The 26014-nt window shown below is 54.9% G+C and carries 21 protein-coding genes and 2 tRNA genes; 13 read left to right on the top strand and 10 right to left on the bottom strand.

Features of this window, described 5'->3' with window-relative positions:
• Positions 1 to 58 precede the first annotated feature (58 nt).
• Positions 59 to 135: transfer RNA gene (locus tag ACRDCA_RS15965), tRNA-Asp, on the top strand.
• A gap of 454 nt (positions 136 to 589) precedes the next feature.
• Positions 590 to 1393: a 2,5-didehydrogluconate reductase DkgB gene (gene dkgB / locus ACRDCA_RS15960; RefSeq protein ID WP_438690412.1), complete on the top strand. Its 804-nt coding sequence runs from the start codon at positions 590 to 592 to the stop codon at positions 1391 to 1393.
• A gap of 51 nt (positions 1394 to 1444) precedes the next feature.
• On the opposite strand, the gene ACRDCA_RS15955 is transcribed toward dkgB, so the two are convergent.
• The 5 genes from ACRDCA_RS15955 to ACRDCA_RS15935 are packed head-to-tail and all read right to left on the bottom strand — an operon-like array spanning position 1445 to position 5777.
• A complete protein-coding gene (locus ACRDCA_RS15955) occupies positions 1445 to 1756 on the bottom strand; it encodes a PTS lactose/cellobiose transporter subunit IIA (protein ID WP_025119657.1) in 312 nt (103 codons plus the stop codon).
• Between the two features lies 1 nt (position 1757).
• Positions 1758 to 2069 (bottom strand): PTS sugar transporter subunit IIB, encoded by a 312-nt coding sequence (locus tag ACRDCA_RS15950; RefSeq protein ID WP_025119656.1) that lies wholly within the window; start codon positions 2067 to 2069, stop codon positions 1758 to 1760.
• A gap of 1 nt (position 2070) precedes the next feature.
• Positions 2071 to 3531: a M17 family metallopeptidase gene (locus ACRDCA_RS15945; RefSeq protein ID WP_438690411.1), complete on the bottom strand. Its 1461-nt coding sequence runs from the start codon at positions 3529 to 3531 to the stop codon at positions 2071 to 2073.
• Complete coding sequence (locus ACRDCA_RS15940) at positions 3524 to 4489, bottom strand: N(4)-(beta-N-acetylglucosaminyl)-L-asparaginase (RefSeq protein ID WP_438690410.1); 966 nt, start codon at positions 4487 to 4489, stop codon at positions 3524 to 3526. The genes ACRDCA_RS15945 and ACRDCA_RS15940 overlap by 8 nt, the downstream gene beginning before the upstream one ends.
• Before the next feature lies 1 nt (position 4490).
• On the bottom strand, positions 4491 to 5777 hold the full coding sequence (locus ACRDCA_RS15935; protein ID WP_438690409.1) for a PTS sugar transporter subunit IIC: 1287 nt from the start codon (positions 5775 to 5777) through the stop codon (positions 4491 to 4493).
• A gap of 178 nt (positions 5778 to 5955) precedes the next feature.
• On the opposite strand from ACRDCA_RS15935, the gene ACRDCA_RS15930 reads away from it, so the two are divergent.
• Positions 5956 to 6828, top strand: coding sequence for a hypothetical protein (locus ACRDCA_RS15930; protein WP_438690408.1), 873 nt, complete (start codon positions 5956 to 5958; stop codon positions 6826 to 6828).
• Here ACRDCA_RS15930 and yafC read toward each other — a convergent pair.
• A complete protein-coding gene (gene yafC / locus ACRDCA_RS15925) occupies positions 6825 to 7715 on the bottom strand; it encodes a DNA-binding transcriptional regulator YafC (RefSeq protein ID WP_438690407.1) in 891 nt (296 codons plus the stop codon). The genes ACRDCA_RS15930 and yafC overlap by 4 nt on opposite strands.
• 104 nt (positions 7716 to 7819) lie before the next feature.
• Between yafC and ACRDCA_RS15920 the strand changes: the two genes are divergently transcribed.
• On the top strand, positions 7820 to 8995 hold the full coding sequence (locus tag ACRDCA_RS15920) for an MFS transporter (protein ID WP_438690406.1): 1176 nt from the start codon (positions 7820 to 7822) through the stop codon (positions 8993 to 8995).
• Positions 8996 to 9233: 238 nt separating this feature from the next.
• On the top strand, positions 9234 to 10028 hold the full coding sequence (locus ACRDCA_RS15915; protein ID WP_438690405.1) for an endonuclease/exonuclease/phosphatase family protein: 795 nt from the start codon (positions 9234 to 9236) through the stop codon (positions 10026 to 10028).
• 55 nt (positions 10029 to 10083) lie between these two features.
• Here ACRDCA_RS15915 and mltD read toward each other — a convergent pair whose 3' ends face one another.
• Together mltD and gloB are read right to left on the bottom strand one after the other, a co-directional pair.
• Positions 10084 to 11457, bottom strand: coding sequence for a murein transglycosylase D (gene mltD, locus ACRDCA_RS15910; RefSeq protein WP_438690404.1), 1374 nt, complete (start codon positions 11455 to 11457; stop codon positions 10084 to 10086).
• A 71-nt stretch (positions 11458 to 11528) separates the two neighbouring features.
• Complete coding sequence (gene gloB / locus ACRDCA_RS15905; RefSeq protein WP_438690403.1) at positions 11529 to 12284, bottom strand: hydroxyacylglutathione hydrolase; 756 nt, start codon at positions 12282 to 12284, stop codon at positions 11529 to 11531.
• A 43-nt stretch (positions 12285 to 12327) separates the two neighbouring features.
• On the opposite strand from gloB, the gene ACRDCA_RS15900 reads away from it, so the two are divergent.
• A complete protein-coding gene (locus ACRDCA_RS15900; protein ID WP_438690402.1) occupies positions 12328 to 13047 on the top strand; it encodes a class I SAM-dependent methyltransferase in 720 nt (239 codons plus the stop codon).
• Here the strand turns inward: ACRDCA_RS15900 and rnhA are convergent.
• The gene (gene rnhA, locus ACRDCA_RS15895) at positions 13044 to 13511 is read right to left on the bottom strand and encodes a ribonuclease HI (protein WP_021805638.1); all 468 of its coding nucleotides are present in this window, start codon (positions 13509 to 13511) and stop codon (positions 13044 to 13046) included. The genes ACRDCA_RS15900 and rnhA overlap by 4 nt on opposite strands.
• A 72-nt stretch (positions 13512 to 13583) precedes the next feature.
• Here rnhA and dnaQ point away from each other — a divergent pair, with 72 nt between their 5' ends.
• The 3 genes from dnaQ (at position 13584) to ACRDCA_RS15880 (ending at position 16187) form a co-directional block, all read left to right on the top strand.
• Complete coding sequence (gene dnaQ, locus ACRDCA_RS15890; RefSeq protein ID WP_438690401.1) at positions 13584 to 14330, top strand: DNA polymerase III subunit epsilon; 747 nt, start codon at positions 13584 to 13586, stop codon at positions 14328 to 14330.
• Positions 14331 to 14484: 154 nt separating this feature from the next.
• Positions 14485 to 14561, top strand: a tRNA-Asp gene (locus tag ACRDCA_RS15885).
• A gap of 306 nt (positions 14562 to 14867) precedes the next feature.
• The gene (locus ACRDCA_RS15880) at positions 14868 to 16187 is read left to right on the top strand and encodes a condensation domain-containing protein (RefSeq protein WP_438690400.1); all 1320 of its coding nucleotides are present in this window, start codon (positions 14868 to 14870) and stop codon (positions 16185 to 16187) included.
• A gap of 43 nt (positions 16188 to 16230) precedes the next feature.
• Here the strand turns inward: ACRDCA_RS15880 and ACRDCA_RS15875 are convergent, their stop codons facing one another.
• Positions 16231 to 20574, bottom strand: a complete 4344-nt coding sequence (locus ACRDCA_RS15875) for an amino acid adenylation domain-containing protein (RefSeq protein WP_438690399.1) — start codon at positions 20572 to 20574, stop codon at positions 16231 to 16233.
• Between the two features lie 212 nt (positions 20575 to 20786).
• Between ACRDCA_RS15875 and fepB the strand changes: the two genes are divergently transcribed.
• From fepB to ACRDCA_RS15855, 4 genes are all read left to right on the top strand, one after another.
• A complete protein-coding gene (gene fepB, locus ACRDCA_RS15870) occupies positions 20787 to 21716 on the top strand; it encodes a Fe2+-enterobactin ABC transporter substrate-binding protein (RefSeq protein WP_438690398.1) in 930 nt (309 codons plus the stop codon).
• 1 nt (position 21717) lies between these two features.
• Complete coding sequence (locus ACRDCA_RS15865) at positions 21718 to 22704, top strand: FecCD family ABC transporter permease (protein ID WP_438690397.1); 987 nt, start codon at positions 21718 to 21720, stop codon at positions 22702 to 22704.
• Positions 22701 to 23687, top strand: a complete 987-nt coding sequence (locus tag ACRDCA_RS15860; protein ID WP_438690396.1) for a FecCD family ABC transporter permease — start codon at positions 22701 to 22703, stop codon at positions 23685 to 23687. The genes ACRDCA_RS15865 and ACRDCA_RS15860 overlap by 4 nt, the downstream gene beginning before the upstream one ends.
• Before the next feature lie 226 nt (positions 23688 to 23913).
• A complete protein-coding gene (locus tag ACRDCA_RS15855; RefSeq protein WP_438690395.1) occupies positions 23914 to 26013 on the top strand; it encodes a TonB-dependent receptor in 2100 nt (699 codons plus the stop codon).
• The last annotated feature ends 1 nt before the right edge of the window (position 26014 follow it).

The following is a 26014-nucleotide window of genomic DNA, read 5'->3' as shown; positions in this document are numbered from 1 at the left end:
CGCAAAGTCATCAAGATGATTTTGCCAGCATCGAAAGATGCGACGTAGAAGAACCGGTGGAGCGGTAGTTCAGTTGGTTAGAATACCTGCCTGTCACGCAGGGGGTCGCGGGTTCGAGCCCCGTCCGTTCCGCCACTTAATTGATAAGCCCTGAGTCTCTGACTCAGGGCTTTTTCATATGCAAAATTTACGCTAAATGCAGGCCAATTTGAGTTGAGTGATAGCCCCTCACCCTAACCCTCTTCCCCAGGAGAGGGAACCAGATCGAGTCGGTTGATATTCCTACATTTCCCGAAGCAGCACGCACTCATCCACGACGCAGAACAGCCCCTTCGCCCTTTGGGAGAGGGAGTAGATCGAGTTGGTTGATAATTCTATTCTCCCCGAAGCAGCACGCACTTATCCACGACGCAGAAAAGCTCCCTCGCCCTTTGGGAGAGGGTTGGGGTGAGGGGATTTTCAGCCAAATAGAACCCTATTGTTGCCTGATAATCAAAAGTCTTATGCACAATAGGGCGTTTTTGATCAACAAAACTGCTGCCATAATCTCTGCATACCGTTTCGCTAAACAAACCAAGAGAACATAATTATGAGCATCCCTGCATTTGGCTTAGGCACCTTCCGTCTGCAAGACCAAGTGGTGATCGATTCAGTGAGCACCGCTCTGGAACTGGGCTACCGTGCCATCGACACCGCACAAATCTATGAGAATGAAGCGGCTGTTGGCCAAGCTATCGCAGCCAGTGGCGTTAAGCGTGAAGCGTTATTCATCACTACCAAGATCTGGATCGCCAATCTGGGCAAAGACCAACTGATCCCAAGCCTGCAAGCAAGCCTGAAAAAGCTGCAAACCGGCTATGTTGATCTGACCTTGATCCACTGGCCGTCACCAAACGATGAAGTCTCGGTTGCCGAGTCTATGGCCGAGCTGGTCAAGGCGAAAGAGCTGGGGCTGACACGCCAGATTGGTATTTCCAACTTCACCACCGAGTTGATGCAACGCGCGATTGATGCCGTGGGTGCCGATGCGATCGCGACTAACCAGATCGAACTATCACCGTATCTGCAAAACCGTCAGGTGGTTAAATTTGCCCAACAGCATGGCATTGCCATCACCTCTTATATGACATTGGCTTACGGCAAAGCATTGCAGGATGAGGTTATCAAAAGCATCGCGCAGCGCCGTAACGCGACCCCGGCTCAGGTGATCCTGGCTTGGGCGATGCAGCTGGGTTATGCGGTGATCCCGTCCTCTACCAAGCGTGAAAACCTGGCAAGTAACCTGCTGGCCCAGCAACTGACGTTGTCTGACGAAGAAATGGCCGAGATTGCCGCTTTGGAATGCAATGGCCGCCTGGTTAGCCCGGAAGGTCTGGCACCAAACTGGGATTGATAGCTGGTTTTGCCGTCTGTGGTTCTGAGGCCACAGACGGCCAAGCTCATGCTAACGGGCGAACTTTTGGTGTAGGGCGATAATCTCGCGGCCCATTTCCATCAGCATAATCGCGTTCATCAGATGATCCTGTGCATGGACCATCACCAGGTGGACCGGGATCTTACCGCTGCCTTCGTCCATTTCGATCAGTTTGGTTTGCACGTGATGAGCACCAGAGAGTGCCTCCTGCGCTTGCTGCATATACTGTTCGGCCTGCACGAAATCTTCGTCTTCGCGTGCACAACGCATGGCCTGAAATACCAGACTGCGGGCGTAACCCGCATTGGCAATCAGTTCCATCACTTCGTTTTCCAGATCCATCTCAGGCTTCCTCAATCAGCGCTAGCGCCTGATCCAATACCTTGTCACCCTTCATGGTGCCGTAGGCCATCATATCGATGCAGGCGACTTTCTTGTTGTGCTCGTGGGCAATCTTCTCGCATTCGGCCAACTTATAACGGATCTGTGGCCCCAGCAGCGCGACGTCAAATTCTGCCACTGCCGTTTTGTATTCACGGATCGATTTGGCACAGATCTCGGCGTCTATACCGCGCGCCTTGGCGGCTTCCTGCATCTTCTTCACCATCAGACTGGTGGACATACCTAAATCGCACACTAACAGGATCTTTTTCATGTTATTTCTCCAGACGTTCCAGCAAGTGCTGGATTAAGAGTGGGATCGGTCGGCCAGAAGCAACGCTACGGCCATTTTCGCGCGTTAGCGCGGTACCGCTGATATCAAGGTGTGCCCAGGGGATATCCGCCGGGCTGAAACGGCTCAGGAAATAGGCGGCGGAGGTGCTGATCGCCGCATTGTTGGTCGGCGTGTTGCACAGGTCGGCAATAGTGCTTTCTACCTGCTTGCTGAAACGCGGGCCTAGCGGTAAAGACCACAGAGGATCGCCACTGTGCAGGCCTGCCTGGGTGAGATCGTGACGCAGGTTCTCATCCTCGGTCATCAGGCCGCTAAGATCGTAACCCAAGGCTTTGACCACCGCACCGGTGAGCGTAGCCAGATCGATCACGTATTCTGGTGATTGATCGTTATCGGTCAACCTGCTGGCGTAAGCGATACCATCGGCCAGCACCAGCCGCCCCTCGGCATCGGTATTGTTGATTTCGACGGTCAGGCCGCTGTAGCTGGTTGCGACATCTCCGGGGCGCATCGCTGCCGGGCCAATCATATTTTCCGCCAGTGCCAGCACGCCGACCAGACGTACTGGTAGCTTGAGTTCTGCGACCGCCAGCATCAGGCCAAAGACGTTAGCGGCACCACACATGTCATATTTCATGGTGTACATGCCATCGCCGCCCTTTAACCATAAGCCGCCGGTATCAAAGGTGATGCCTTTACCCACATAGGCGCTGTAGGGGCCGCTATCACTACCTTGATAGCGTATCACCACCAGGCGCGGCGGATTATCGGCACCTTTACCGACGGCCTGTAACAAACCCAGGCCCTGTTCTGCGATCTGCTGTTCATCCAACACTTCGCAACTCAGGCTGGGATAGTGTGCTATCTGCCGGGCAATTTCGCTGGCAAAAAACGCCGGGGTGCAACGATCGCTTGGCAGGTCGGCAATGCGCCGCGCCGCCTTCATTCCCATGGCTGTGGCTGCCGCTTGCGACAGAAGCGGTGCAAGCGTTGTTCGCTGTTCTGGCAGGCAATAGAACACCCATTCCTGAATACGTGGCGCAGGGATCGCCTCTGCCTGTTTCAGGCCGAGATCGCTCAGTTGATAATCCAGGTTGAACAGGAAATGCAGCAGAGGGTTCAGCACCGGCAGGCTGTCGTGATCAAGCAACGTGCAGTCGACGATCAACTGCGTACAGTTGCCGCTGCGTAGTAGGGGGCGCAGTGCGGTGATCAGCTTGCTGGTGTGCTCATCAAGCCAGAACGTTTTTGGCAACAGCGTGACACGACCTGCCGGAGCGCAGCCGTAGGCACAGTCGGCGGTTTGCTGCTGGGCGGTGGCTTGCAGTTCCTGTAGTAGGGTAGGGTTACAGGGCAATGGCAACGTGCTGCCAGGGTAGCTAATCACATGGCTGTTGACATCCCATGTGGATATTTCACTCTGTAGTCGGTAATTAATCAAAATGGATCTCCTCAATCGGCGCGCGAATGCGCTCGGCATAGTCGGTTAGCCATTGCTCGCTGGCTGGGGTGTAGTGAGTGTGCTCGGCACGGCGTTCTGCCAGATAGACCGTCGGTGGCTGGATAGCGCTGGCGACTACAAACGAGAAGGTTTTGATATTGGTAGAAACGCCAAACTCTCCTTGCCGATTCATACAAACCACCGAGAGATCGCCCACCCGGCCAAAGCGGGCTATCAAACGATCTTCCAATTCAAACACGACTGAATCAGCGGCCTGCTGTGGTGTCATACCCTGCTGCATGCGGCGCACGATTTCATAGCTGGTGCAGCCTTTCATCAGGTCTTCACCCACGCCAGTGGCGGTGGCGGCACCAATCTGGCTGTCACAGTAAAAGCCGGAGCCGATCACCGGTGAATCCCCCAGGCGGCCACGGCGTTTCATAAACAGCCCACTGGTTGAGGTGGCTACGCTCATTGAGCCATGCAGATCGAGGCCGATAATGCCGACGGTATCGTGGCCATCATAGGGGCTGAGGCCCTTGTCGATGGTTTCACGGCAGCGTTTGCGATAGTGCTGGGTCGCGCGTTCGGTCAGCATGGTCTTGTTGGCAAAGCCCTGGCTAAGAGCCCATTCGCGCGCGCCAGTTCCTACCAGCACGCTGTTGAAGCGCTCGCGGCTCAGTGCCTGGGCAACTTTCACCGGGTTGGCGATATCCACCAGGTTGCCAACGGCGCCGAAGGCCAGCGTATCGCCATCCATAAAGGCGGCATCCAGTTCTACCTCACCGTTTTCGGTCGGTAGACCGCCGAACCCGACGGATTTATAAAACGGAAAGTCCTCCACTTCAGCAACCGCGCTGACCACGCTTTGTGCGGCGCTAGCTCCGGCTTTCAGCGTGCTACTGGCCTGAGTGACACCTTCCAGCGCCATACGCCAGGTTGCAATCATTCCCCACATATCAAACTCCTGATGTTTCGGCTGCGCGATACTGTTTGTCCAGAATGCGCAGGAAAGGCAGATACAGCATGGCACCGATCAGCAGGTTGACGATCTGCATCAGGCTGCCGCTCAAATGGCCGGTCACGATAAATCCACTGATCACCGGTGGCAGCGTCCAGGGGATAAATACCCCGGTGGTGACGGCTACTGCTCCCAGTTTCATCGCTACATATTGCACAGTAACCAACACAACTGGCACCAGGTTGAAGGGGATCAGCATGATGGGGTTCATGATCACCGGCAGGCCAAACAGGATCGGTTCATTAATGTTGAAGATTGAAGCCGCCGCCCCCATACGACCCACTTCGCGAATGCTGTTGCTACGGGCAAAGAACAGGATGGCGATCACCAACGACAGAGTGGCCCCGGCGCCGCCCATCCAGATCATATCGAAGAACTGTTCGGTAACGATGTGCGGTGGCGTGACACCGGCCTGGATAGCGGCGATGTTGTCGGTCTGGTTTTCCATCCACAGCGGGCGAATAATGCCGTTAACCATCGAACCGGAGTTGATGCCGACCGACCAGAGAATGGTGATACTCAATACCGTCAGCAGTGCACCGATATAAGAGGTGCCAAAGTGGCGTACCGGCGTGGCAACGACGTTATAAATGAACTGGTGAATGGTTTGATAGCTGGTATGTTCGAACAGAATACGGATGGCCAGTACCAGGATAATCACGAACAGCGCAGGCAGCAGGGCAGCGAAGGATTCCTGTACCGCAGGTGGCACGCCTTCCGGCATTTTGATGATCAGCTTGCGGCGCTTGAGGTAGCAGAACAGTTCGGTCCACAGCAGTGAGCCAATCATGGCGACAAACAGCCCTTTGCTGCCGATCCACTCGGTTGGGATCACGCTGACGTTACCCAGAGCTTCCACTTTGATAAACGGCGTCAGGATCAGGAAGCATACCAGTGACAGAATACCGCTGGAGACGCGATCCTCGTCATAATGTTCCGCCAGGCGATAAGCGGTGAGGAAACTGACGAACAACGACATGGTGGAGAACACCGCGTTAAACGGGATCTCGATGATATTGCTCCAGCTGGCGCCAAACAGGCCCGCCATAAACTGCTGGTAACCCTGATTGGGGAATGACGAAATCACCAACAGGATCGAGCCGACGATAATGAACGGCATAAAGGAAACGTAGGCACCGCGGATGGCACACAAATGCCGCTGCTGTGCGGCCTTGGCCGCCAGCGGCATCAGCTTGGCTTCAAGAAATCCCAGAACGTTGTTCATGCTAAACCCCGTAGGTAGGCTGATTGGAGAAAACAGGTAAGGGTGGCGATTGATTGATTGGGATTATCAGTGAATGGATTTTAAAGAAAGGTGAATCAGTTCACAGTGTGAGGCGAATTTATAAAATATCTCACAAGATTGGTTATGATAAAGCATCAATTTCAGTGTGGAGTTAACGATGGAAATCAAGCTGCATGCCAATGCGACCACGACCCCGCGGGTACGGCGTTATATCCAGCAATCGGCTAAAAGCGATCGTGAATTGGCGCAAGAGCTAGGCATTTCCGTGGCGACGGTGCGCCGCTGGCGGCAGCGGCAGGACGTAGCCGATCGTCATACGGTGCCTAAAACGACCCGCAAGGTGCTGACGGATGAGCAGAGCCTGCTGATCAACTGGCTGAGACAAAAATTGCAGTTGCCGCTGGATGAGTTGCTGGTGGTGGTGAATCAGGGCATGCAACAGCCCATCTCTCGTGCGGGATTGGATCGCTATCTGCGTGGCGTTGGCCAGCGTAATGAGGATGAGGGCAGGGCGCTGCGAGGGAAGAAGGCGTTGAAAGCCGGAGCACAACCTGGGACTCTCGCCCTTTATTATCAAAGAATTAGCCTGCTGGCCGCAGATGGCGGCGAGCAGCACCTATTGTGGGCCGAGGAAAAGGTCAGCGGCTGGCTGAACGCACGAGCCTTTGCGGGAGCCTCGCCGGTGCTGGTGGTCAACTGGCTGAAGGAACTGTTATCGCACTGCCCTGGTGGTATCCAATCTATTGAGACTGAAAATAAAAAGCTGTTCGGTAACAGCGAATCCCAGACGCATCCGTTACAGCTATGGTGCCAGGAGCAAGGGCTGACGTTGCAACAGCCCGCGCTCCCGCAAATGGAGAGGGTGCTGCGGCTTGAAAGCGAACTGGCGCAGCTACTGCCGGCGGCGGAAAACCTCTCGCTGGATGCCGTGCTGCAAGCAATCTGCACTAACTACAATCAACAGTGGCCGCAAAAGAAACTGGGTGACCTGACGCCAGCGGCATTCTGGTTGCAGCATCGTAAAGACTAGCGGGGGGCCAGATGCTCGCTGAGAAAGTCGATAAAGCTGCGCAGGCGGTTGCTCACGGCGCTATCGCTGTAATACACCGCATTGACCGGTACGGCTACCGGCAGCGTTTCCTTGACCAGGATCTGCACTAAATCCCCGCGCTGAATATCCTCATCGATCATAAAGTTCGACAGGCAGGCGATGCCGTTACCATGCAGACACAGGTGGCGCTGGGTTTCTCCGCTGTTGGTGGTCAGCCCTGGCGTGATCTCCAACTGCCGGCCGTCGGCGCAGGCTAATGGCCAGCGGTTCAGGTTGGGCAGATCGTTGAAGCCGATGCAGCAGTGATGCGCCAACTCTTCCACGGTTTGCGGAGTACCGAACTGCTGCAGATAGGCCGGTGACGTCACTATTTTTCGATAGCTGGTCATCAGTTTACGCGCCTTCAAACTTGAGTCTGTCAGTTCCCCCACGCGGATGGCGATATCGACCTTACGCTCGATCAGGTTGATAAAGGTTTCTGAGGAAACCAGCGAGAGCGACATTTCCGGGTAGCGAGCGCGAAACTCGCCCACCAAGGGGGTCAGCATGTGTAACACGACCGGCGTTGCGGCATCGATGCGTAACAGACCTCGGGGCTGCAAGCGGCTCTCCATCAGCGCGTTTTCTGCCGCAGCCATATCGCTCAGGACTCTCTGCACCTGGCGGAAATAGCTCTCCCCCTCCTGCGTCAGGCTGATCTGGCGGGTGGTGCGATTGAGCAGCGTAACCCCCAGTTTACTCTCCAGTTTTTTCACCGTGCGGCTGACCACCGAGTTTGCCTGTTCCAGGCGTTCCGCTGCGCGGCTGAAGCTACCGCTTTCCACCACCGTGACAAAGGTGATCAGTTCATCCGAATTCGCCTTCATTATTGCTCCATCAGCAAAATTTATTTGAAATTTTGAGCATTTTTATCATTTAAGCATAGGCAGATAATCACCGCCATCAACCCGAATGTTTTTTGGAGTTAGCTATGCCTCTCGCTTTACTTGCCTTGACCATCAGTGCCTTTGCTATCGGCACCACGGAATTTGTGATTGTCGGACTGATCCCGACCATCGCAGAGCAGTTGAACGTCACAGTGCCGTCCGCTGGGCTGCTGGTGACCCTCTATGCCATTGGGGTGGCGATTGGTGCGCCGGTCTTGACCGCGTTAACCGGCCGCGTGCCGCGCAAGATGTTGCTGGTAGGCCTGATGGTGTTGTTCACCCTTGGCAACCTGCTGGCCTGGCAGTCACCGAGCTATGAATCGCTGGTGGTCGCTCGTTTACTGACTGGCCTGGCGCATGGGGTATTTTTCTCGGTGGGGTCTACCATTGCGACCAGCTTAGTGTCTAAAGAGAAGGCGGCTTCGGCTATCGCCATCATGTTTGGTGGCTTGACCGTTGCACTGGTGACCGGCGTACCGTTGGGTACCTTTATCGGCCAGCACTTCGGTTGGCGTGAGACCTTCCTGGCGGTGTCATTGATCGGCATGATAGCGATTATTGCCAGCCTGATCCTGATCCCGAACGACATCAAAAATCAGGCCAGCGCCAGCATCCGCGATCAGCTGCAAGTGCTGACTCACCCGCGTCTGCTGCTGATTTACGCCGTTACCGCGCTTGGCTACGGCGGTGTGTTCACCACCTTTACCTTCCTGGCCCCGATGATGCAGGAACTGGCTGGCTTCTCAGCCCCAGCGGTCAGTTGGATCTTGCTGGCCTACGGTATTGCTGTGGCCATTGGTAATATCTGGGGTGGCAAACTGGCCGATCGTCATGGTGCCGTGCGGGCGCTGAGCTTTATCTTTGCCGCGTTAGCCGCCTTGTTACTGGTGTTTCAGTTTACTGCCAGCCACAGCGTTGCCGCGTTGCTGACGGTGGTCGTGATGGGAGTATTTGCCTTTGGTAACGTCCCTGGTTTGCAGGTTTATGTGGTGCAGAAGGCCGAGCAGTACACGCCGAATGCGGTAGACGTGGCTTCTGGCCTGAATATCGCGGCGTTCAATGTGGGGATCGCGTTGGGTTCGGTGGTTGGTGGGCAGACCGTCGCCTCGCTAGGGCTGGCACAAACGCCTTGGATCGGAGCGTTGATTGTGGTGGGTGCGCTGCTGTTGATTGGCCTTAGCGGTCGTTTGGATAAACAATACCAACGGCAGTTTGCCTGAGTCCGTCTAGCCCTCATGTTCGTGGCCCGCATCTGCGGGCCTTTTCGCATTTATCAATTTTTACCGCTAACCTTTACAGACCTATACGCTTGATCAATTGAATTTAACCCACCTCGCCCCTATAACATAATGTCAAAAGCCATGCTGGTCGTTCAGCTCAGGCGTATACTCAATGGGATCCCGGTAGCGATACTGCTGCCAACTTGATGTTCATCCGAATGGGAAATAGGCGAAAAACGTGCCGAAACGAACTTATGCAATGAGGTATGTTGCTGGCCAGCCAGTTGAACGGATTTTCCCTGGTGCTATCAATCAGCCGCTGCCGCCTGGGGCCGCGTTGCCTACATCTGGCGCGCTGCGGGTGATGGTATGGAATATTTTCAAGCAGCAGCGTGCTGATTGGCTGTCGGTGTTGAAAGACTTCGGCAAAGATGCCCAGTTGGTGCTGTTGCAAGAAGCGCAGACCACGCCGGAATTGGTCAGTTTTGCCACCTCTCACTATCTGGCCGCCGATCAGGTGCCGGCCTTTGTGTTGCCGCAACATCCTTCCGGTGTGATGACTTTGGCGGCGGCTCATCCGGTTTATTGTTGCCCGTTGCGCGAACGGGAGCCGCTGTTGCGTTTGGCCAAGTCAGCGTTGATCACCGTTTACCCGCTGTTCAACGGCGAGCTGTTGATGGTGGTGAATATCCACGCGGTGAACTTTAGCCTGGGGGTTGATGTTTACAGTAAACAGCTTGGCCCGATTGGTGAGCAGATTGCGCTGCATCGGGGGCCGGTGATCATGGCAGGGGATTTTAACGCCTGGAGCCGCAAGCGCATCAATGCGCTGTATCAGTTTGCCAGCGATATGGCGTTGCACGAGGTTAACTTCGCCAACGATCATCGCCGCAAAGCCTTTGGTCGCCCGCTGGACTTTATCTTTTACCGCAACCTGGGCGTCACCGAGGCATCGGTACTGGTGACTCAGGCCTCAGACCACAATCCGTTGCTGGTGGAGTTCCATCCGCAAACCGATCCCCCGATCTGGTAGCAAAAACTGGGCAATAAAAAAGCATCCCGAGGGATGCTTTTTTTGTGGCGCAAGCTTAGGTTTCCGGTGACGATTTGTTGCTGACAAACAGGGTCAGTTTCACACCGGGTTGCAGACTGCTGCCTTTGCCGAGCGTTGAGTTCCAACGCATCACGTCGTTAATTTCGACGCCGTGACGACGTGCAATACTGGAGAGCGAATCACCTTTACGTACCTGATAGGTGATGCTGCTGTTATCTCTGGCATTGCTGGCCACTTGCAGGGTTTGCCCAACTTTCAGCGTGCTCTTGCCACGCAAATTGTTCCAACTCTGCAAATCGCTGGTCTTAACGTTCAAGCGTTTGGCGATGGTGGATAACGTATCGCCGGAGCGAACCTTATACGCACTTCCGCCTGACAGGCCGCTGTTCTTCGCCAACTGAGTGGTTGGTACTGTCGCAGCTATCTGTCCGTCGGCCAACGAGTCTTTCAACTGTGCGGCATTCTTTTTGGGAACCATGATGTAATGGGGCCCATTAGGTGCCGTAACGCCTTTCTTGTAGCCAGGGTTGTAAGCCTTCATCTTGGTGAGTGAAAGCCCAGACATCTCTGCCGCCTGAGTCAACTGGATCTGCTGCCCGACATCAATACGCGCCAGTGCACGGGTTTCGTCAGTTTTTGGCAACTTGACGCCGTACTTTTTGCTGTGCTTGATGATATCGCTCAGTGCCAGCATTTTCGGGACATAGATTGACGTTTCACGCGGAAGCGACAATGCCCAGAACTCGGTGGACTTACCCTGACGTTTATTCGCCTTAACCGCCTGCATGACTCGGCCTTCACCACTGTTATACGCGGCGATGGTCAGTAACCAGTCACCGTTAAACATGCGGTTCAAACGCTCCATCATGTTAAGCGCAGCGGTTGTCGAGGCCACAACATCACGGCGCCCGTCATACCACTGATTGTTCTTCAAACCATAATTGCGACCCGTTTGCGGCACGATCTGCCATAGCCCTGCGGCATTGGCACTTGACGTGGCGTGAGGGTCAAAAGCGCTCTCCACTATGGGTAGCAGTACTAGTTCCATCGGCATATTGCGTTTCTTAATCTGCCCGACTATCCAGTACATGTACGGCTCTGCCCGTAGTGTTACATCGTGGAGATAGCTCTTACTTTTTAAATATTTTCTTTTTTGTTCACGGATCCGGTCGTTTTCCGGAACCTCCATCTTCAGCTCGTCGCTAATGAAGTTCCACAGATTCTGCTGAGTGGCGCTATTGTTACTGTCTAGCCACCGTGCCGAACTCGCTGTGTACTCTCCTGCTTCACTTTCTTGACCTGCCGAAGACAGACTCTGTGCGTGTTGCGTTGGTGCCGGTGCATCCTGCCTGGATGACTGGCAACCGACCAACAAGACCGAGGCGAGAAGTATCGCTTTAGCCTTCATGTGTGTGTCAATATAGTTGCTTAAAAGACGAGCAAGGATACTTTGCTTAATCAAAAAACACAACTAAAAGCTTAGAAGGCATCCTTGCGCAGGCGTAATTCGGAAAAAACTGAATGAAGCTGCCTTGGGGGTGAATTAAAGCCTAATTCTTTTTGTAAATCAGTGTCATGGCAACGTAAAAATAGATTAATCTTACGCTCTAATTGCAGCGTTGTGGGCAGGCTAGATACTCCTTTTGCCCTTGATTGCTCTATTTGTTGCTGATATGTTTCAATTTGGCGATCTTGCGGCAATATTGTCCTGGCAAACTTAAGGTTTGAGAGCGTGTACTCGTGTGCGCAACAAATCAGGGTTTCATCGGGAAGTTGCGCGAGCCGTTGAAATGAGTGGTACATTTGCTCCGCAGTTCCTTCAAACAGCCGTCCGCAGCCCGCAGAAAAAAGCGTGTCTCCACAGAAAAGATAAGGCTCACTGTAGAATGCCACGTGCCCCAGGGTATGCCCGGGAACCGCGATGGTGGTGTAGCGGCGTCCACCAATTTCCAGGATATCGCCATCATGAACCCGCCGATTTGCTCCCTTATTGGCGGTTTCTTCCGGTCCGTAAACCAGCAGATCCGGATATTGCGCAACGATTGCCGCCACGCCGCCGACATGGTCGTGGTGGTGATGGGTCAATAATATGGCATCGGGCGTCAGTTGTTGCTGAGACAGCGCCTTCAGTACCGGGCCAGCTTCGCCAGGATCGACGATCACGCAGTGCCCTTGCTGGTCAGCCAATAACCAAATGTAATTGTCCTGAAAAGCGGGAATGCTGATAAGATTCATGGAACACCTCTCGTAGGCAACGGTTTGAAAGAGATACTTAAGCATGAAACCAGCCCAGACTCTACAAAAGCTCACCAGCCCCTATTCCTGGGCCGGGTTGCCGTGGGGGGAATACTATCGTGAGGCGCTGGAGCAACAGTTACAGCCCTGGTGGTCCAAGATGTTTGGTTTTCATCTGCTGAAGATTGGCAATCTCAGTGCCGAACTGGATACGGAAATCTGTGCCATCTCGCATCAGGTTAACGTGGGATTGGCCGGGGGTAACCTGCATGTGCTGGCCGATCCCTATCAGTTGCCCTTTGCCGCCAAGTCCGTCGATGCCTGCCTGCTCGCCCATACGCTCTCCTACGCCGATGACCCGCACCGCATGTTGCGTGAGGTCGATCGCGTGATGATCGATGATGGTTGGTTGGTGATCAGTAGCTTCAATCCCTTCAGCCTGCTTGGCTTAGGCAAACTGATCCCCAGGTTGCGCAAACGCCAGCCTTACGTCAGCCGGATGTTTACCCAGATGCGTTTGCTGGACTGGCTTAGCCTGCTTAATTATGAGGTGTTGGAGCAGACGCGTTTCCACGTGTTGCCCTGGCAGCGTAAGGGGGGCACTTTCTTGAGTACGCATTTACCGGCGCTCGGTTGTATGAGCGTGATTGTGGCCCGCAAGAGAACCCTGCCGCTGACGCCAACGCCGATGAGGATGGGGGCGAGAAAACAGTCTCTCGGCCGCGCAGTGGGCGCGACCAAGAGCTATCGTAAACTGCCTTAAGCTTCGGGTTTGTAGCCGACGTCATCCTGAGTAGGGCTGCCAGCCGCATCGCGAGCCAGCACGTCGCAACGTTCATTTTCCGGGTGCCCGGCATGGCCTTTGACCCACTCCCAACGGATGGTGTGGCGGGCAATCGCCAGATCCAGACGCTGCCAGAGATCGACGTTCTTCACCGGTTTTTTATCGGCGGTTTTCCAGCCGCGCTTTTTCCAGTTGTGGATCCAACTGGTGATCCCCTGGCGCACGTACTGGCTATCGGTGCTCAGCACCACTTCGCAAGGGGTGGTCAAGGCTTCGAGGGCCACAATGGCGGCCATCAGCTCCATACGGTTATTGGTTGTCAGGTAATAACCCGCGCTGAACAATTTTTCGTGCTGCTTATAGCGCAGAATTGCGCCGTAACCGCCGGGGCCTGGATTACCGAGACAAGAGCCGTCGGTGAAAATTTCTACCTGTTTAAGCATCTCTGGTAGACTCTTCCTATCAGTTTTATAAAAGCCAAGTCTGACATAAACCAGCGCTACGAGCACATCAATATGATCGTTACACCAACCAGACAGATCGTTCTCGATACCGAAACCACCGGTATGAACAAGCTAGGGGTTCACTACGAAGGGCACCGCATCATTGAGATCGGGGCCGTTGAGGTGATCAACCGCCGCCTGACCGGGCGCCACTTCCACGTTTACGTCAAGCCCGATCGGCTGGTGGATCCGGAAGCTTATGGCGTGCACGGGATCAGCGATGAATTCCTGGCGGACAAGCCTACTTTCGATCAGATCGCCGCTGAATTCATCGACTTTATCCGTGGTGGTGAGTTAGTCATCCATAACGCATCGTTCGATATCGGCTTTATGGATCACGAATTCCGCATGTTGCAGCGCGATATCCCGAAGACGGATACCTTCTGCACCATCACCGACAGCCTGTTAATGGCGCGTCGCCTGTTCCCGGGCAAACGTAATAACCTCGATGCCCTGTGCAACCGTTACGAGATAGACAACACCAAGCGAACGCTGCACGGCGCTTTGCTCGATGCCGAGATCCTGGCGGAAGTCTATCTGGCGATGACCGGTGGTCAGACTTCGATGGCTTTCCAGATGGAAGGGGACACCCAGCAGACGGACTCCACCCAGGATATTCAACGTATCCAGCGTCCGGCTACGGCAATGAAGGTGATTTATGCCAGTGACGAAGAAGTGCAGGCTCATGAAGCACGTCTGGATCTGGTGCTCAAGAAGGGCGGCAGTTGCCTGTGGCGTGGTGGCGCGGAGGCTGAATAACGGTCTCTCAGGATAAAAATGGCGCCTGAGCGGCATAATGCGTGACGGTTAGTTGAAAAACTGTGCAAACGACTCTTTTTATAAGAAAAGACGTTGACGGAACGGCGAGGCAACCGTAATATTCGGCTCGTTCCCCCGCAAGAGGGAACGTTGCGGAGCGGTAGTTCAGTTGGTTAGAATACCTGCCTGTCACGCAGGGGGTCGCGGGTTCGAGCCCCGTCCGTTCCGCCAACATTCAGAAGCCCTGAGTTAGCAATAACTCAGGGCTTCGTCATTTCTGCGGCATCCTCTTCCCTTCTGTTGTTCCCACCGCCAGCGTTAGCGGAAAGCGTAATAAAGCTATTTCATTCTCCAATGATAATGATTATTATTTAAATTAAAGGATGGGCCACTCATCCAGTCAGATCGAGCAAACTATTCTTTTCAATTTCAGTGCTGAGTATGTCGGGTGTTTTCTGCAACGAGACAGGGCGTTTACCGGATGGTGAACCAACGTCGCTGTTTCACCACACTGATAAAACTGAAAAGGGATGGAACATGTTGGAAACTGTTCAGTCACTCCGCTGGCTGTCACTGACACCGGCGCAATTTGATTTCTGGGAAGAGTTTACCTTTCACCCGCATCAGCCTGTCTCGACCGTTGCACACTGCATTACGCTACGCGGCGAACTGGATGAACAGGCGTTGTTGGCGGCGTTGCAACAGGTGACGGTCGAAACCGATGTCTTTGCCATCCAGTTTCAACAGCCCGATCGTGATGCCTTACCGCTACAGCGCTGCAATCCCCAACGGTGTCCCCAAGTACGCCAGATTGAGCTACAGCAGGCTGACGTTGCCAAGTTGATGATGCAGGCCGATATCGAGGGCCAGCTCAACTTGCTGAGTCAACCGCTGGCGGCCGTCTGGCTGTTCCGCTTTTCTCCCGCGCATTACACGGTTTATATCCGGGCGCATCACATTATTATTGATGGCTTTGGCATGGCGCTGATTGAACATCGCCTCGCTGAGCTTTATCGCACTCTGAGACAAAAAAAGGTCGCTAGCCAGCCATTCGGCGCGTTTTATGCTTTTCTGGCCGAAGAGCAGCAGTACGCCAACAGCGAAAAATCTCGCCAGGACGCGGAGTATTGGCGTCGCTATGTGGCCCATGGGCCTTCGCTTCCCGTATTGAAGAAGGGAGGAGAGGACTACGGTGCGGAATGTCTGCACAGCGAAGCGATGCTACCTGGGTATTTTAGCCAGCAACTGAGTGCTTTTGCCGAATGTTGTGATGTCGGCTGGCCTGATTTGCTGCTGGCGCTGTCCGCTGCCTGGCTGACGTTTCAGCTTTATGGGGAGGAGCGCGCAGAGGTTCATCCCATCTGGGTGCCAGTGATGAATCGCCGGGGCAAGGTGGCAGCCTGCGTGCCGGCGCTGGCGGTGAATATTCTGCCGCTTTTTATTCAAATCGACCCGCAGGAGCGGGTGGCCGATTACGTCAAACGCATCGCGAAAACGTTGCGTGACCTGCGTACTCATGGGCGCTACCGCATTGAAACGTTGGCCGCCGATCAGGGACTAGGGAAGGGGACGCGCTACTTCTTCTCGCCGTTAATCAATGTGCTCCCCTTCGATCCTCCGCAGTTTGCCGGTTGTGCAGTAGAACGCGAAGTGATGGCAAGCGGCCCTGGGGATGGCTTTAACATTACCTGGCGTGGCCGCACGGATGCCAGTGAGCTGCACATCGACATTGATGCTGACCCGCAGATGTATGCCGGGCAGAACGTAGAGGAGATGTTCATCCATCTGGACAACTTCCTCCGCAGGGCGATGATGCACGAAGGGCAGCAACCGGTTTACCCACTGCTAAACGCATAGGATCTTCCGCCAGCAATGACCACTGCTGGCGGAGATAGGCTTTTTATTGCAGTAGCAAACAAACCTCTGCGGCATTTTTGCACTTTATCAACGCTGCCACTGATAACGAAGCGCTAAACGCCGAGTTGAGTTTCTCTGTCAGCGTTGGCATATGGCTGAATTTCAGGCCCATGGCAAGAAACGGGGTTTGTGCGTGCCATTCAGGCTGCAACTGTTGATCTATCACGGAGCTGTAGATCTCCAGCACTTTTTGCTGTGGCGTCGAAGAAGTGACAGGCGTTGTCGAATGAGATTGCTCGAGTTTGGTACGCAGCGCATGGCGATCGACTTTGCCATTCGCCGAGAGGGGAAAGTGAGTTTGCAGTATAAAGCGGCCAGGGATGTGAGTTCCGGGCAAATAGCGCTGCGCGAAGTTGCGTAGCTCCGACGCGTTGAGTGGCGTTGACTCACGGGACAAATAGACTGCGCCCAGCGATTTATCGGCTGTGTCGTCCACCGCGTAATCAAGCACCACAATATCGTCAATGGCTGGATGTTGGCGCAACGCCTCCTCGATTTCCGGCAACGAAACCCGCACGCCGCGAATTTTGACATAGCCATTAATGCGGTTGGCAAACATGATGACGCCATCTGGCCGGTAGTAGCCAATATCTCCGCTGCGGAACGTTCGTTCGCAAATACCTTCTGGCGTCATAATGTTAACAAAGTCGTGCTGCACCAGAACCCCATTTTCCAGATAGCCACAGGCCAGATTAACCCCTGCGCTATGGATACGCCCTGAAACACCGCAAGGGCAGTGTTCACCGCTGTCATGGCAGATGAAATACTGATTGCCAACCAGCGGCGTGCCATAAGGAATGGGGGCCACGTCGCTTGCAGCGATCTCGTGCCAGATGCTCCAGATGGTCGTTTCCGTCGGGCCGCCGAGCGAAATCAGCCGCAGATGAGGGAGCCTTGCCCGTAAGCGCTGGATCGTTGCCGGTTTAAGGTAATCACCGCCCTGAGCCACTAGCCGCAGCGAAGAGAGCTGGTTTGGAGTGGCACAATCCAGCAGCATTTCCAGGATCGCAGGTACGGAACACCATAGCGTGACCCGGTGTTGTTCAACCAGGCGGCCCCAACTGATGGCGTCTTTCTCCTCGCACTTGGCGGGTAGTACCAGCGTTGCCCCAACGCTGAGCGATGCAAACACATCAAAGACCGACATATCATGGTGTAACGGTGTCACCGAGATAAAGACATCCCGTTCGGTGATCTGCCAGTGAGCAAGGGTTTGCCCAAGCACGTTGGCCGTTGCCCGGTTATTCAGCACGACGCATTTTGGCTTGCCTGTGGTGCCAGAGGTATAGAGATAATAGGCGGGTTGATTGCTGTTGCTCTGAGCGTTAAACCGGGGTGGGCAGACATCAGTGGATTTGAGCGCTTCGGGCGTGACTGAGCCAGGGATCGCAGCCTCTTCATCACTGATCACCAGATGAGGCTGACAATTTTCCAGTAAATAACGCGCCCGTTGCGTTGGCGAATTGATATCTATCGGCACCCGGACTATCCCTAATAGCGCGCAGGCAAGCGAGATAGCGATATGCTCCAGGTTACGCGGCAGGTAGATCGCCACTACGCTTCCCGCCACCAATTGGCGCGCGAGCAGTCCGTTGGCCATGCTGGCGACGAGTTCACCGAGCGCCTGCCAGCGTAATTGTTGTTCCCCGCAGATCACCGCTACCCCATCGCGAGCGCCGGAATAGAGATTTTCTGCGATGCGGCCCAGAAAATCATCGCTCACGGCGGCGCAAATGGGCGTATTAGCCCGGTAATGCGGGTAATTCATCGCCTCGCGGACGGGAACATCCAGCGAACCCTGCGAGACCATCCGCAACATGCGTTGATGGATGGCGCTCAGCATGGCGCTTACCTGCTCAGGTGCCAGCGCCTGCTCAACATAATCGGCAATCAGCAGCAGATTATGCTGCTCATCGTGCATCAGGCGAATATCCAGAGCGACCTGCGGCGTTTGGGTCAGACCACCTTCGGCACGAATTGTCGCGTTAGCCGGTAGCGTTTCCCAATTCAGACAGTTGGTCAGGATCACCGGTAGCGCCGGACCACGTGCGGTTCGCGGTGTTAACTGACGAGCCAGATCGACACCCGACCAGGCAAGGTTTTGCAATCCGCCAAGAATATCTTCCTGCAAACGTTGGGCATGTTCGTTTAGCGGTTGGCGGTGACGAACATAGTGAATGGCAATAAACGTTGATCGATTGGTGGGGTGCCCCTCTTTGGCTGGGAAGGCAACGGGTATACCGACCGTGAGCGCTTCATCCTCCGACCACAGCGCCAGCGTGTCTAGCACGATAGCTGACAGCGTCGTGTTGGCAAACAATCCCTGGGACGTGCCAAGGCGCGTGAGTTGTTTTAGGTGGTTGGCATCCAGGGTTTGTTGTTCGCGCCGCCAGCGGGGATGTACGATCTCGCCCAAAGGTTGCAGCCAGGGAAGCCGGCAAGGCGTAACGGCCTGTGCCAGTTTGTCTTGCCACCAGGCTTTTGCCCGTTCCCGCTGTTTTTCATCCTCTAGCTGCGGTGCTTCGTCATACGTATATGCCTTCAGTGGCCGCTGATCAAATAGCCGGGCGATGATATGTGAAATCCCTTGCCCGTCGAGGATCAGCGCATCGAAGCTGGTGAATATCAGGGACTCCGCTGCGCCAGGTAAGGTAATCAGAATGATCCGCCAGGGAGGTGAGGACGGATCGTGGCATAGCTGTTGGTAATGCTGCCGTAGCTGACGCACTTGCTTGGCCGCGTCTTCTTCACTGGCATTGCACAGGTCGATCTCTTCCAGTTGAGGTTCCAGTTGAGGCAGGATGTGCAACTGCTGGGCTTGCGTATCGATCCAGGTGCGCAACGCTACGAAGTGATTGACTAACTCTGCCAGCCGAAGGCGAAAATGCGCGGGATCGATGTGCCCCCGAAAGGTTCTGAAATCGTGCATGGCAACGCCACCGAGTGGCCATTGTTCACTTCTGCCCAGCAGATAGGCCAATTGGAGCGACGTTAACGGTTTGCCCATTCCCTTTTCCCGGTGTGGCACTGCCAACCAGTGGGAGACGTTGTCATGAATGTGTTGCGGTGCCGCAGCCAGGCGCTCGGCGAATGCATGAAAACGCGTAAAAAGCTGATGCAGCTGGCCAGGGGGAAATGCGTCTTCACGCACGTCCCAGTTGATCAGTATTCCATCGTCAACCCAGGCCACCTGTGCGTCCAACGCGACCTGCGGCCCCTGAGAGATTACCCAAGCCAACTTACCCAATTGCCTGCTGACCTGCTCAGAGAACAGTACGCCTCCGGAAATGCCGAACCCGGCGGTAAAGACGATGGGCGAATATTGCAACTGGCCATGCAGACGCGAAAGATCGCGCATCACGCTCACCCCGGAATAGCCGCCATGGCTGATGATTTCGTGCAGTTGCGCCATGGTGCGCTGGCAATGATGCAGCAGCGTTTTTTCGCAGTGTAAATCGGCGCTGAATAATAACAGGTCGGAGAAATCACCGACGATGTCAGTACAGCCAGCAATCCCGGGATCGCGGAAGAAGGTCGGCACATTGATACGCAGCGCGGGCTGCCTGAAGCCTTCAACCATTGTCAGGGTGAACAACCCAAGGAACAGCGAGCTTAACGTCAGATGGTGCCGGCGCGCGCAGTGCTGCAAGGCATGGCTGGTTTGGGAAGTGAGCAGGATTGCCATTCTGCGGGTCTGACATTGCCTGTCCGTACCGGCTACGGGAGGAGCAGGGGGAATGTCGGGTAAACGCTGTCGCCACCAGACGCGATCCTGTTCTCTGGCACTGAGCACCAGTGGATCGCTGGTGCGCTGAACCAGGTAGCGAAACCAGGCTGCCTCCATCACTGGGGTGCAGTATGGCGGTGGCTGTTGGTAGAAGCGGGCGAGAGTTTCCACCACGATGCGAAAAGAGATGGCATCAGCGGCGATCATATCCAGATCGATATGCAGCCGGCTGGCGTGCCCGGGTAATAACGTCAGGCTGATTTCGCAGGGATGGCCTTTATCCCGCAGCAGTTGCTGGTTCTCCATCCGCTGCCGCTTGTCAGCCAGCAATCGTTGCACCTCCGCTGGTGGGTGGTGGCAAAAATCATCAACGCCCGGTGGTGGGTGATGGGAAACCACATGCTGTTGCCCTTCGGCGGTGACATGAAGACGCAGCATTGGGTGCGCGCGATAGAGAGCGTCCACTGCGTGACGAAAGCGAGGGATATCGGTAATAGCGCCATCGAATTCTGCGTACAAATGCGCGGCAACGCCGCCTAATGCCTGCGGAGATTGCCTGCCTACCCATGAAGCCACCTGCATTGGAGTCAATGATTTCATTGCATATCGTTCCTGAATTGCCAACGGAAGCCGTATAAATATATAGCAAACCTTAATGAGAATGAAAATTATTACTTTTTTGTTGTTGGCGATACATTGCGCAGAGTAAGGTTATGTGAAGCACATGGGTTCACTCCGCCGAGCGTTGATATGGCACTTCGCAGTCATGTACAGGGAGCAAGCAGAAGATGAGGTTTTTACGGGATAAACGGATGGTTTTATTGTTATTTGCTTGGTTGTTGGCCTGCGGCCAAAGCTTTGCGCAAGGCTGGCCAAGGACGTTTAACAACGCGGAGGGTTCTGTAACCCACATCATGGCGCCCCCCTCGCGTATCCTCTCTACCTCCGTCAGCGTCACCGGAACGCTATTGGCTATAGATGCGCCGGTTGTTGCCAGCGCGACGGCGGTGAATGGCCAATTCTTCGGTCAGTGGGTCGCGGTGGCTGAAGAGCGGAAGATCGCCAAGATCTGGCCCGCTGGCAGCATCGACCTTGAGCAGGTTTATGCCATAGCGCCTGATTTAATCATCGTCTCACTCAATGGCGCCGACTCATCTTTCGCCCATTTGGCTGAACTACGGGCCATCGCGCCGGTGATTATCGTCAATTACGGCAACCAGACCTGGCAAGCTTTGGCCCGTGAGCTGGGAAGCGCGCTGGGCCTTGAGGCACAGGTTGAACAACGGATCGCTGGTTTTGACGCGCGGCTTGCCAATGCCCGCCAGCAGATCCGCATCCCTGCCGGGCAAGCCAACATTATCAATTTTAACGGCCCGGGAACGGTCAACCCCATTGCGACACCCACGAGCGTCCATGCCCGTTTACTGGAGTCGCTGGGGTTTTCGATCGAAGCGCCGAATCCGGCCTGGCAAAGCAATCTTACCCGCTCCGGTGACTTTATCTGGGCCGAATATGAGAATCTGACGCAGTTAACGGCGGGTACCACGTTTCTGCTGAGTGCAGGCGACGTCAGGATCAACGAGTTTTTGCATGATCCCCTGCTTCAGCGCTTGCCTGCGGTACAACAAGGCAGGGTTTTCAGCCTGGGTGCGCATGCGTTCCGGGTGGATTACTACAGTGCCAGTGAGATGGTGGCGGAAATTGTCCGCCATTTTCCCAACGGTTCGATGCAGGAGCGCTGAAATGCGGCCGAATTGCCTGATCCTTGGCTTGGTTTTACTGCTGGTTCTTGGTTACTTCAGCCTGTATTTCGGTGCTCGCACCATTGCGCCAGCGGTGATTTGGCAAGCGCTCACGCGGTTTGATCCGCACAATAGCGAGCATTTGCTGGTCTGCTATCTGCGGTTGCCGCGCACCTTATTGGCGATGGTGGTCGGGGCGGCACTTGGCGCAGCTGGCGTCATTATGCAGACGCTTACCCGTAACCCTCTGGCGGATCCCGGTTTGCTCGGTGTGAATGCCGGTGCCACGTTGGCGATCGTCCTGTCGATTGCGCTGTTTAATGTGTCGGATGTCTTTAGCACTATGTGGTTTGGCATGGCAGGTGCGGCGCTAGTCAGCATTGCGGTGTTGCTGATTGGCGGCATTGATGGCAATAACCCGGTGAAGATTGTGTTGGCCGGGGCCGCGTTAACCATTGTGCTGCTTAGCCTGACGCAGCTTGTCATCATCAATAGTGACACGCAGGCGTTCGATCGCTTTCGGCACTGGGTGATTGGATCGTTACAGGGAAGGGGATTCGACGTACTGCTTCCGGTTGCGATGCTGGTCGGAGCAGGCCTGTTGCTGGCACTGGCAGGCAGCCAAATGTTGGATATTGCGGCGCTCGGCTCGGATACCGGCCAGGCGCTCGGCGTTAATCCACGCTGGCTGGTGGCGATGTCCGCGTTAATTATCGTGATCCTGGCTGGTGCGGCCACGGCAGCCGCTGGGCCGATCGTTTTTGTTGGCCTGACCGCGCCGCATTTTGCCCGTGCCGTTGCCGGATCGCAGCATCAAGCGCTATTGCCCTGGGCCATGCTGTTTTCTGCCGTGGTAGTGCTGCTGGCGGATATTCTGGGGCGCGTGGTTGGTTATCCCGGTGAGGTCAGCGTTGGCATCATGGTGGCGCTGATTGGCGGCCCCTGCTTTGTGTGGTTGGTAAAGCGTTGGCAGGGGGGGCGGGTATGAGTGTCAACAGGGTGGTGCTGGTATGCCTGGTGTTGGTCTCTCTGCTGCTGGTTGCTGCCGCTTTCGCTTTGACGGTCGGGCGCTTTACGCTGCCGCTATCAAGCGTTTTGCAGGCCATAAGCGGAGAGGGCAACCCCATGGCACAGCAAATTGTCAGGGCGATCCGTCTGCCGCGTGTGTTGACCGCGGTTTTGGTGGGCTGCGCCTTGGGCATCTCCGGGGCGATTTTTCAGTCGGTATCGCGTAATGCGCTCGGGTCGCCAGACGTCATCGGCTTTACCACCGGTGCGGCAACCGGTGCAATTGTGCAGATTGTACTGCTCAACGGTAGCCCCGTAGCGATTGTGTTGTCGGCAGTGGCCGGGGGGTTGGCAACATCACTGCTGGTCTACTGGTTAGCCCACCATCACGGTGTGGTAAAGGGATATCGCCTGATATTGATGGGCATTGGCGTCGGCGCGGTACTCAGCGCCTTGAATGGCCTGATGTTGGTGAAGGGCGATGTTGATAATGCCGTGATGGCCACGCTATGGCTGGCGGGAACCACACAGGGGCGAAACTGGCTGCATGTTATTCCGGTAGCCACCAGCATCGCGTTGTTATTGCCGGTGGTGCTGATGTGTGCCAGGGAGCAAAACATCATAAAAATGGGGGATGAGGTTGCCAACCAACTGGGGGTCCGAGTGCAGCTAACCCGCAAGATCATGACGTTTTGTGGGGTGATCCTGGCTGCGGTGGCAACCAGCGCGGCGGGGCCGATCGCTTTTATCGCACTCATGGCGCCACAGCTGGCAATGCGCCTGACACGCAGCCCGAACCTGCCGGTGGTCAGCGCGGGGCTGGTGGGCGGCTGCCTGTTGTTAGGGGCCGATATTGCCGCTCAGCTACAGCCATCAGGGCTGACGATGCCGGTAGGATTAATGACTGGGGTAATCGGTGGGGGATATTTGCTGGTGCTGTTGCTGCGCAGTGACTCCCGCTAAGTCTTAGGATGCGCGTCGCATTTTTGATCAAATTGGTTTGCATTCAACTTTGTAAATGATTATCGTTTGTAACGATAAATGTGCTTGCCTTCTGGTTGACGTACCTCGGGAAATGCCAGTGGATGACGAATAATAAGGCCGCAAAGGCCAGCTAATAAGCAGTGTGTTCTTTGTCGCTCAGTTGAAAAACTACAAATTTAGTGCGCATTTGGCAAAGGAGAGATCAATGAGCGAACTAAAGAGTGATAAGAAAATATCGGCTCCATTATGTAACCGGCCTCACCGTATTTCTGAGAAATATGATATTCCCTCTGCCATTCTGGGGTTATGTGTCTTTGTCGCGGCGGAGGCTATTGCTGCCGATACTCCCCCAATACGCAGTGACAATAACGAACCAGAAACCATTATTGTCACCGGCGAAAAAGTAAGGCGCACTATTTACGATACCAGCTCAAGTATTGAGGTCTTTGACGATGCGCGAATCGAATCTCTGCCCGGCGCAGCACAGGTGTCCGACTTATTAAAAATGACGGTCAACGTCGTGGATACCGGTATTGGCAACGATATCCCCACCATTCGTGGCATTGATGGCTCAGGGCCGGCCAATGGGGCCAACGCCTTCCTGAGCGGTACGCGGCCACGCATGAATCTCTCATTGGATGGACGTTCCCTGACCTACAACGAACTGGCCGTCGGGCCGCAATCCCTGTGGGATATGGAACGGGTCGAAGTCTATCGAGGGCCGCAGAACTACATTCAGGGACGCAATGCGATTGCCGGTGCGGTGGTGATGAGCAGCAAGGATCCGACGTTTGACTGGACGTCGGCAGTCAGAGCCGGGGGCGGTAATCAGGACTCGACTCAAACTTCCGCCATGCTCTCGGGACCGATTGTTGAGGATCAACTGGCGTTTCGCCTGAGCGCCGATCGCCAGCGGCGGGAGAGTTTCGTCGATCTGATCTCCTACGAGCCGGTAGGCAATCCGCGTGAAATCGAAGTGACCAACGTCCGTGGGAAGCTGTTGTACAACCCGGCCGGGCTGCGCGATCTCACTACCAAGCTGGCGATCAATCACTATGAGAGCCAAGCGCCGCAGAATGAAGCGTTAAGCCCGGCCAACCACGTCAGTGCCCGTTTTGACCGGCGTCGCCCGGTTATTGAGACTCAATCCACCAGTGGTATCTGGGATATCGCCTGGGAGCCATCGGAGCAGTTAAGCGTCCAGAACAAGTTTATTTATACTGATTTTAGTAACCATCGCCGCACCGTCGAAACGCTGCCGTGGGCCGACATTGAAGGGAAAGAGTGGCAGATAGAGCCGCTGGTGCTTTTCGGCACACCAAACGATCGTTGGCGCGGCCTGGTTGGTGCGCGTTATTTCCATGCCTCGCAGGATGAGTTTGTGAACCTGTTTCCAGGCGGTAGCCCGTTCAAGGATAAAACAGATACCTACGCCGCCTTTGGCGAACTGACCTGGGCTGCGTTGCCCCAGATTGATATTACCGTCGCCAGCCGGGTGGAGAGAGAGCACCGTCAACGCAAAGGCGGCAAGGCGCGTAAGGTCGATTTTGATGAAACCTGGGATGTGTTCCTGCCCAAACTGGATATCGCGTGGAAGCCTGCATCGCGGCAAACCTTTGGTGCCAAGGTGGCCCGCGGCTATAACGGCGGGGGGGCGGGAATGACGTTTTCCGCGCCGTTGATCGACTATACCTACGATCCCGAATATGTCTGGAACTATGAGCTGTATAGCCGCCATGGCATCAAGGATCTTGATATCGAGATCATCACCAACCTGTTCTATAACGACTACAAAGACATGCAGTTGCCTTATTACCTGGACTCCAACATGAGTTCAATGATGATCCGCAATGCAGATAAGGTCGAAACCTATGGCGCTGAGCTTGGGGCTATCTGGAAACCGACGGTGAATTTTGAGCTCAATAGCTCGGTGGGGTTATTAAAAACCAAAATCAAGAAATTCTCCGACAGCAGGATCGATGGGCATGAATTACCGCGTGCGCCGGCAGCCACTGCCAATATTGGGGCGAAATATAATCTTATGCCCGGCGTGGAATTAAGCGGCAACGTGACGTATTCCGATACCTATTATTCCCAGTACGACAACGATCAGCGCGGGAAAATCCCCTCCAGAGTGATTGCCAATATGCAGCTGGCTTACACCTTCAAGCAAGGGCGTATCAGCGTGTTTGCGCAAAACCTGTTTGATTCGGACAAACGCATCATGGTGATGAATAACGACGTTTCTACGGCAGTTATTCAGCGGCCGCGCTTGGTAGGTGCCGTCGTTCAATTGGATTTCTAGG

Origin of the sequence: Serratia sp. (in: enterobacteria), from assembly GCF_051654945.1 — a bacterium.
Taxonomy (GTDB): Bacteria; Pseudomonadota; Gammaproteobacteria; order Enterobacterales; family Enterobacteriaceae; genus Chania.
This window is presented reverse-complemented; position numbering and strand designations above follow the sequence as displayed.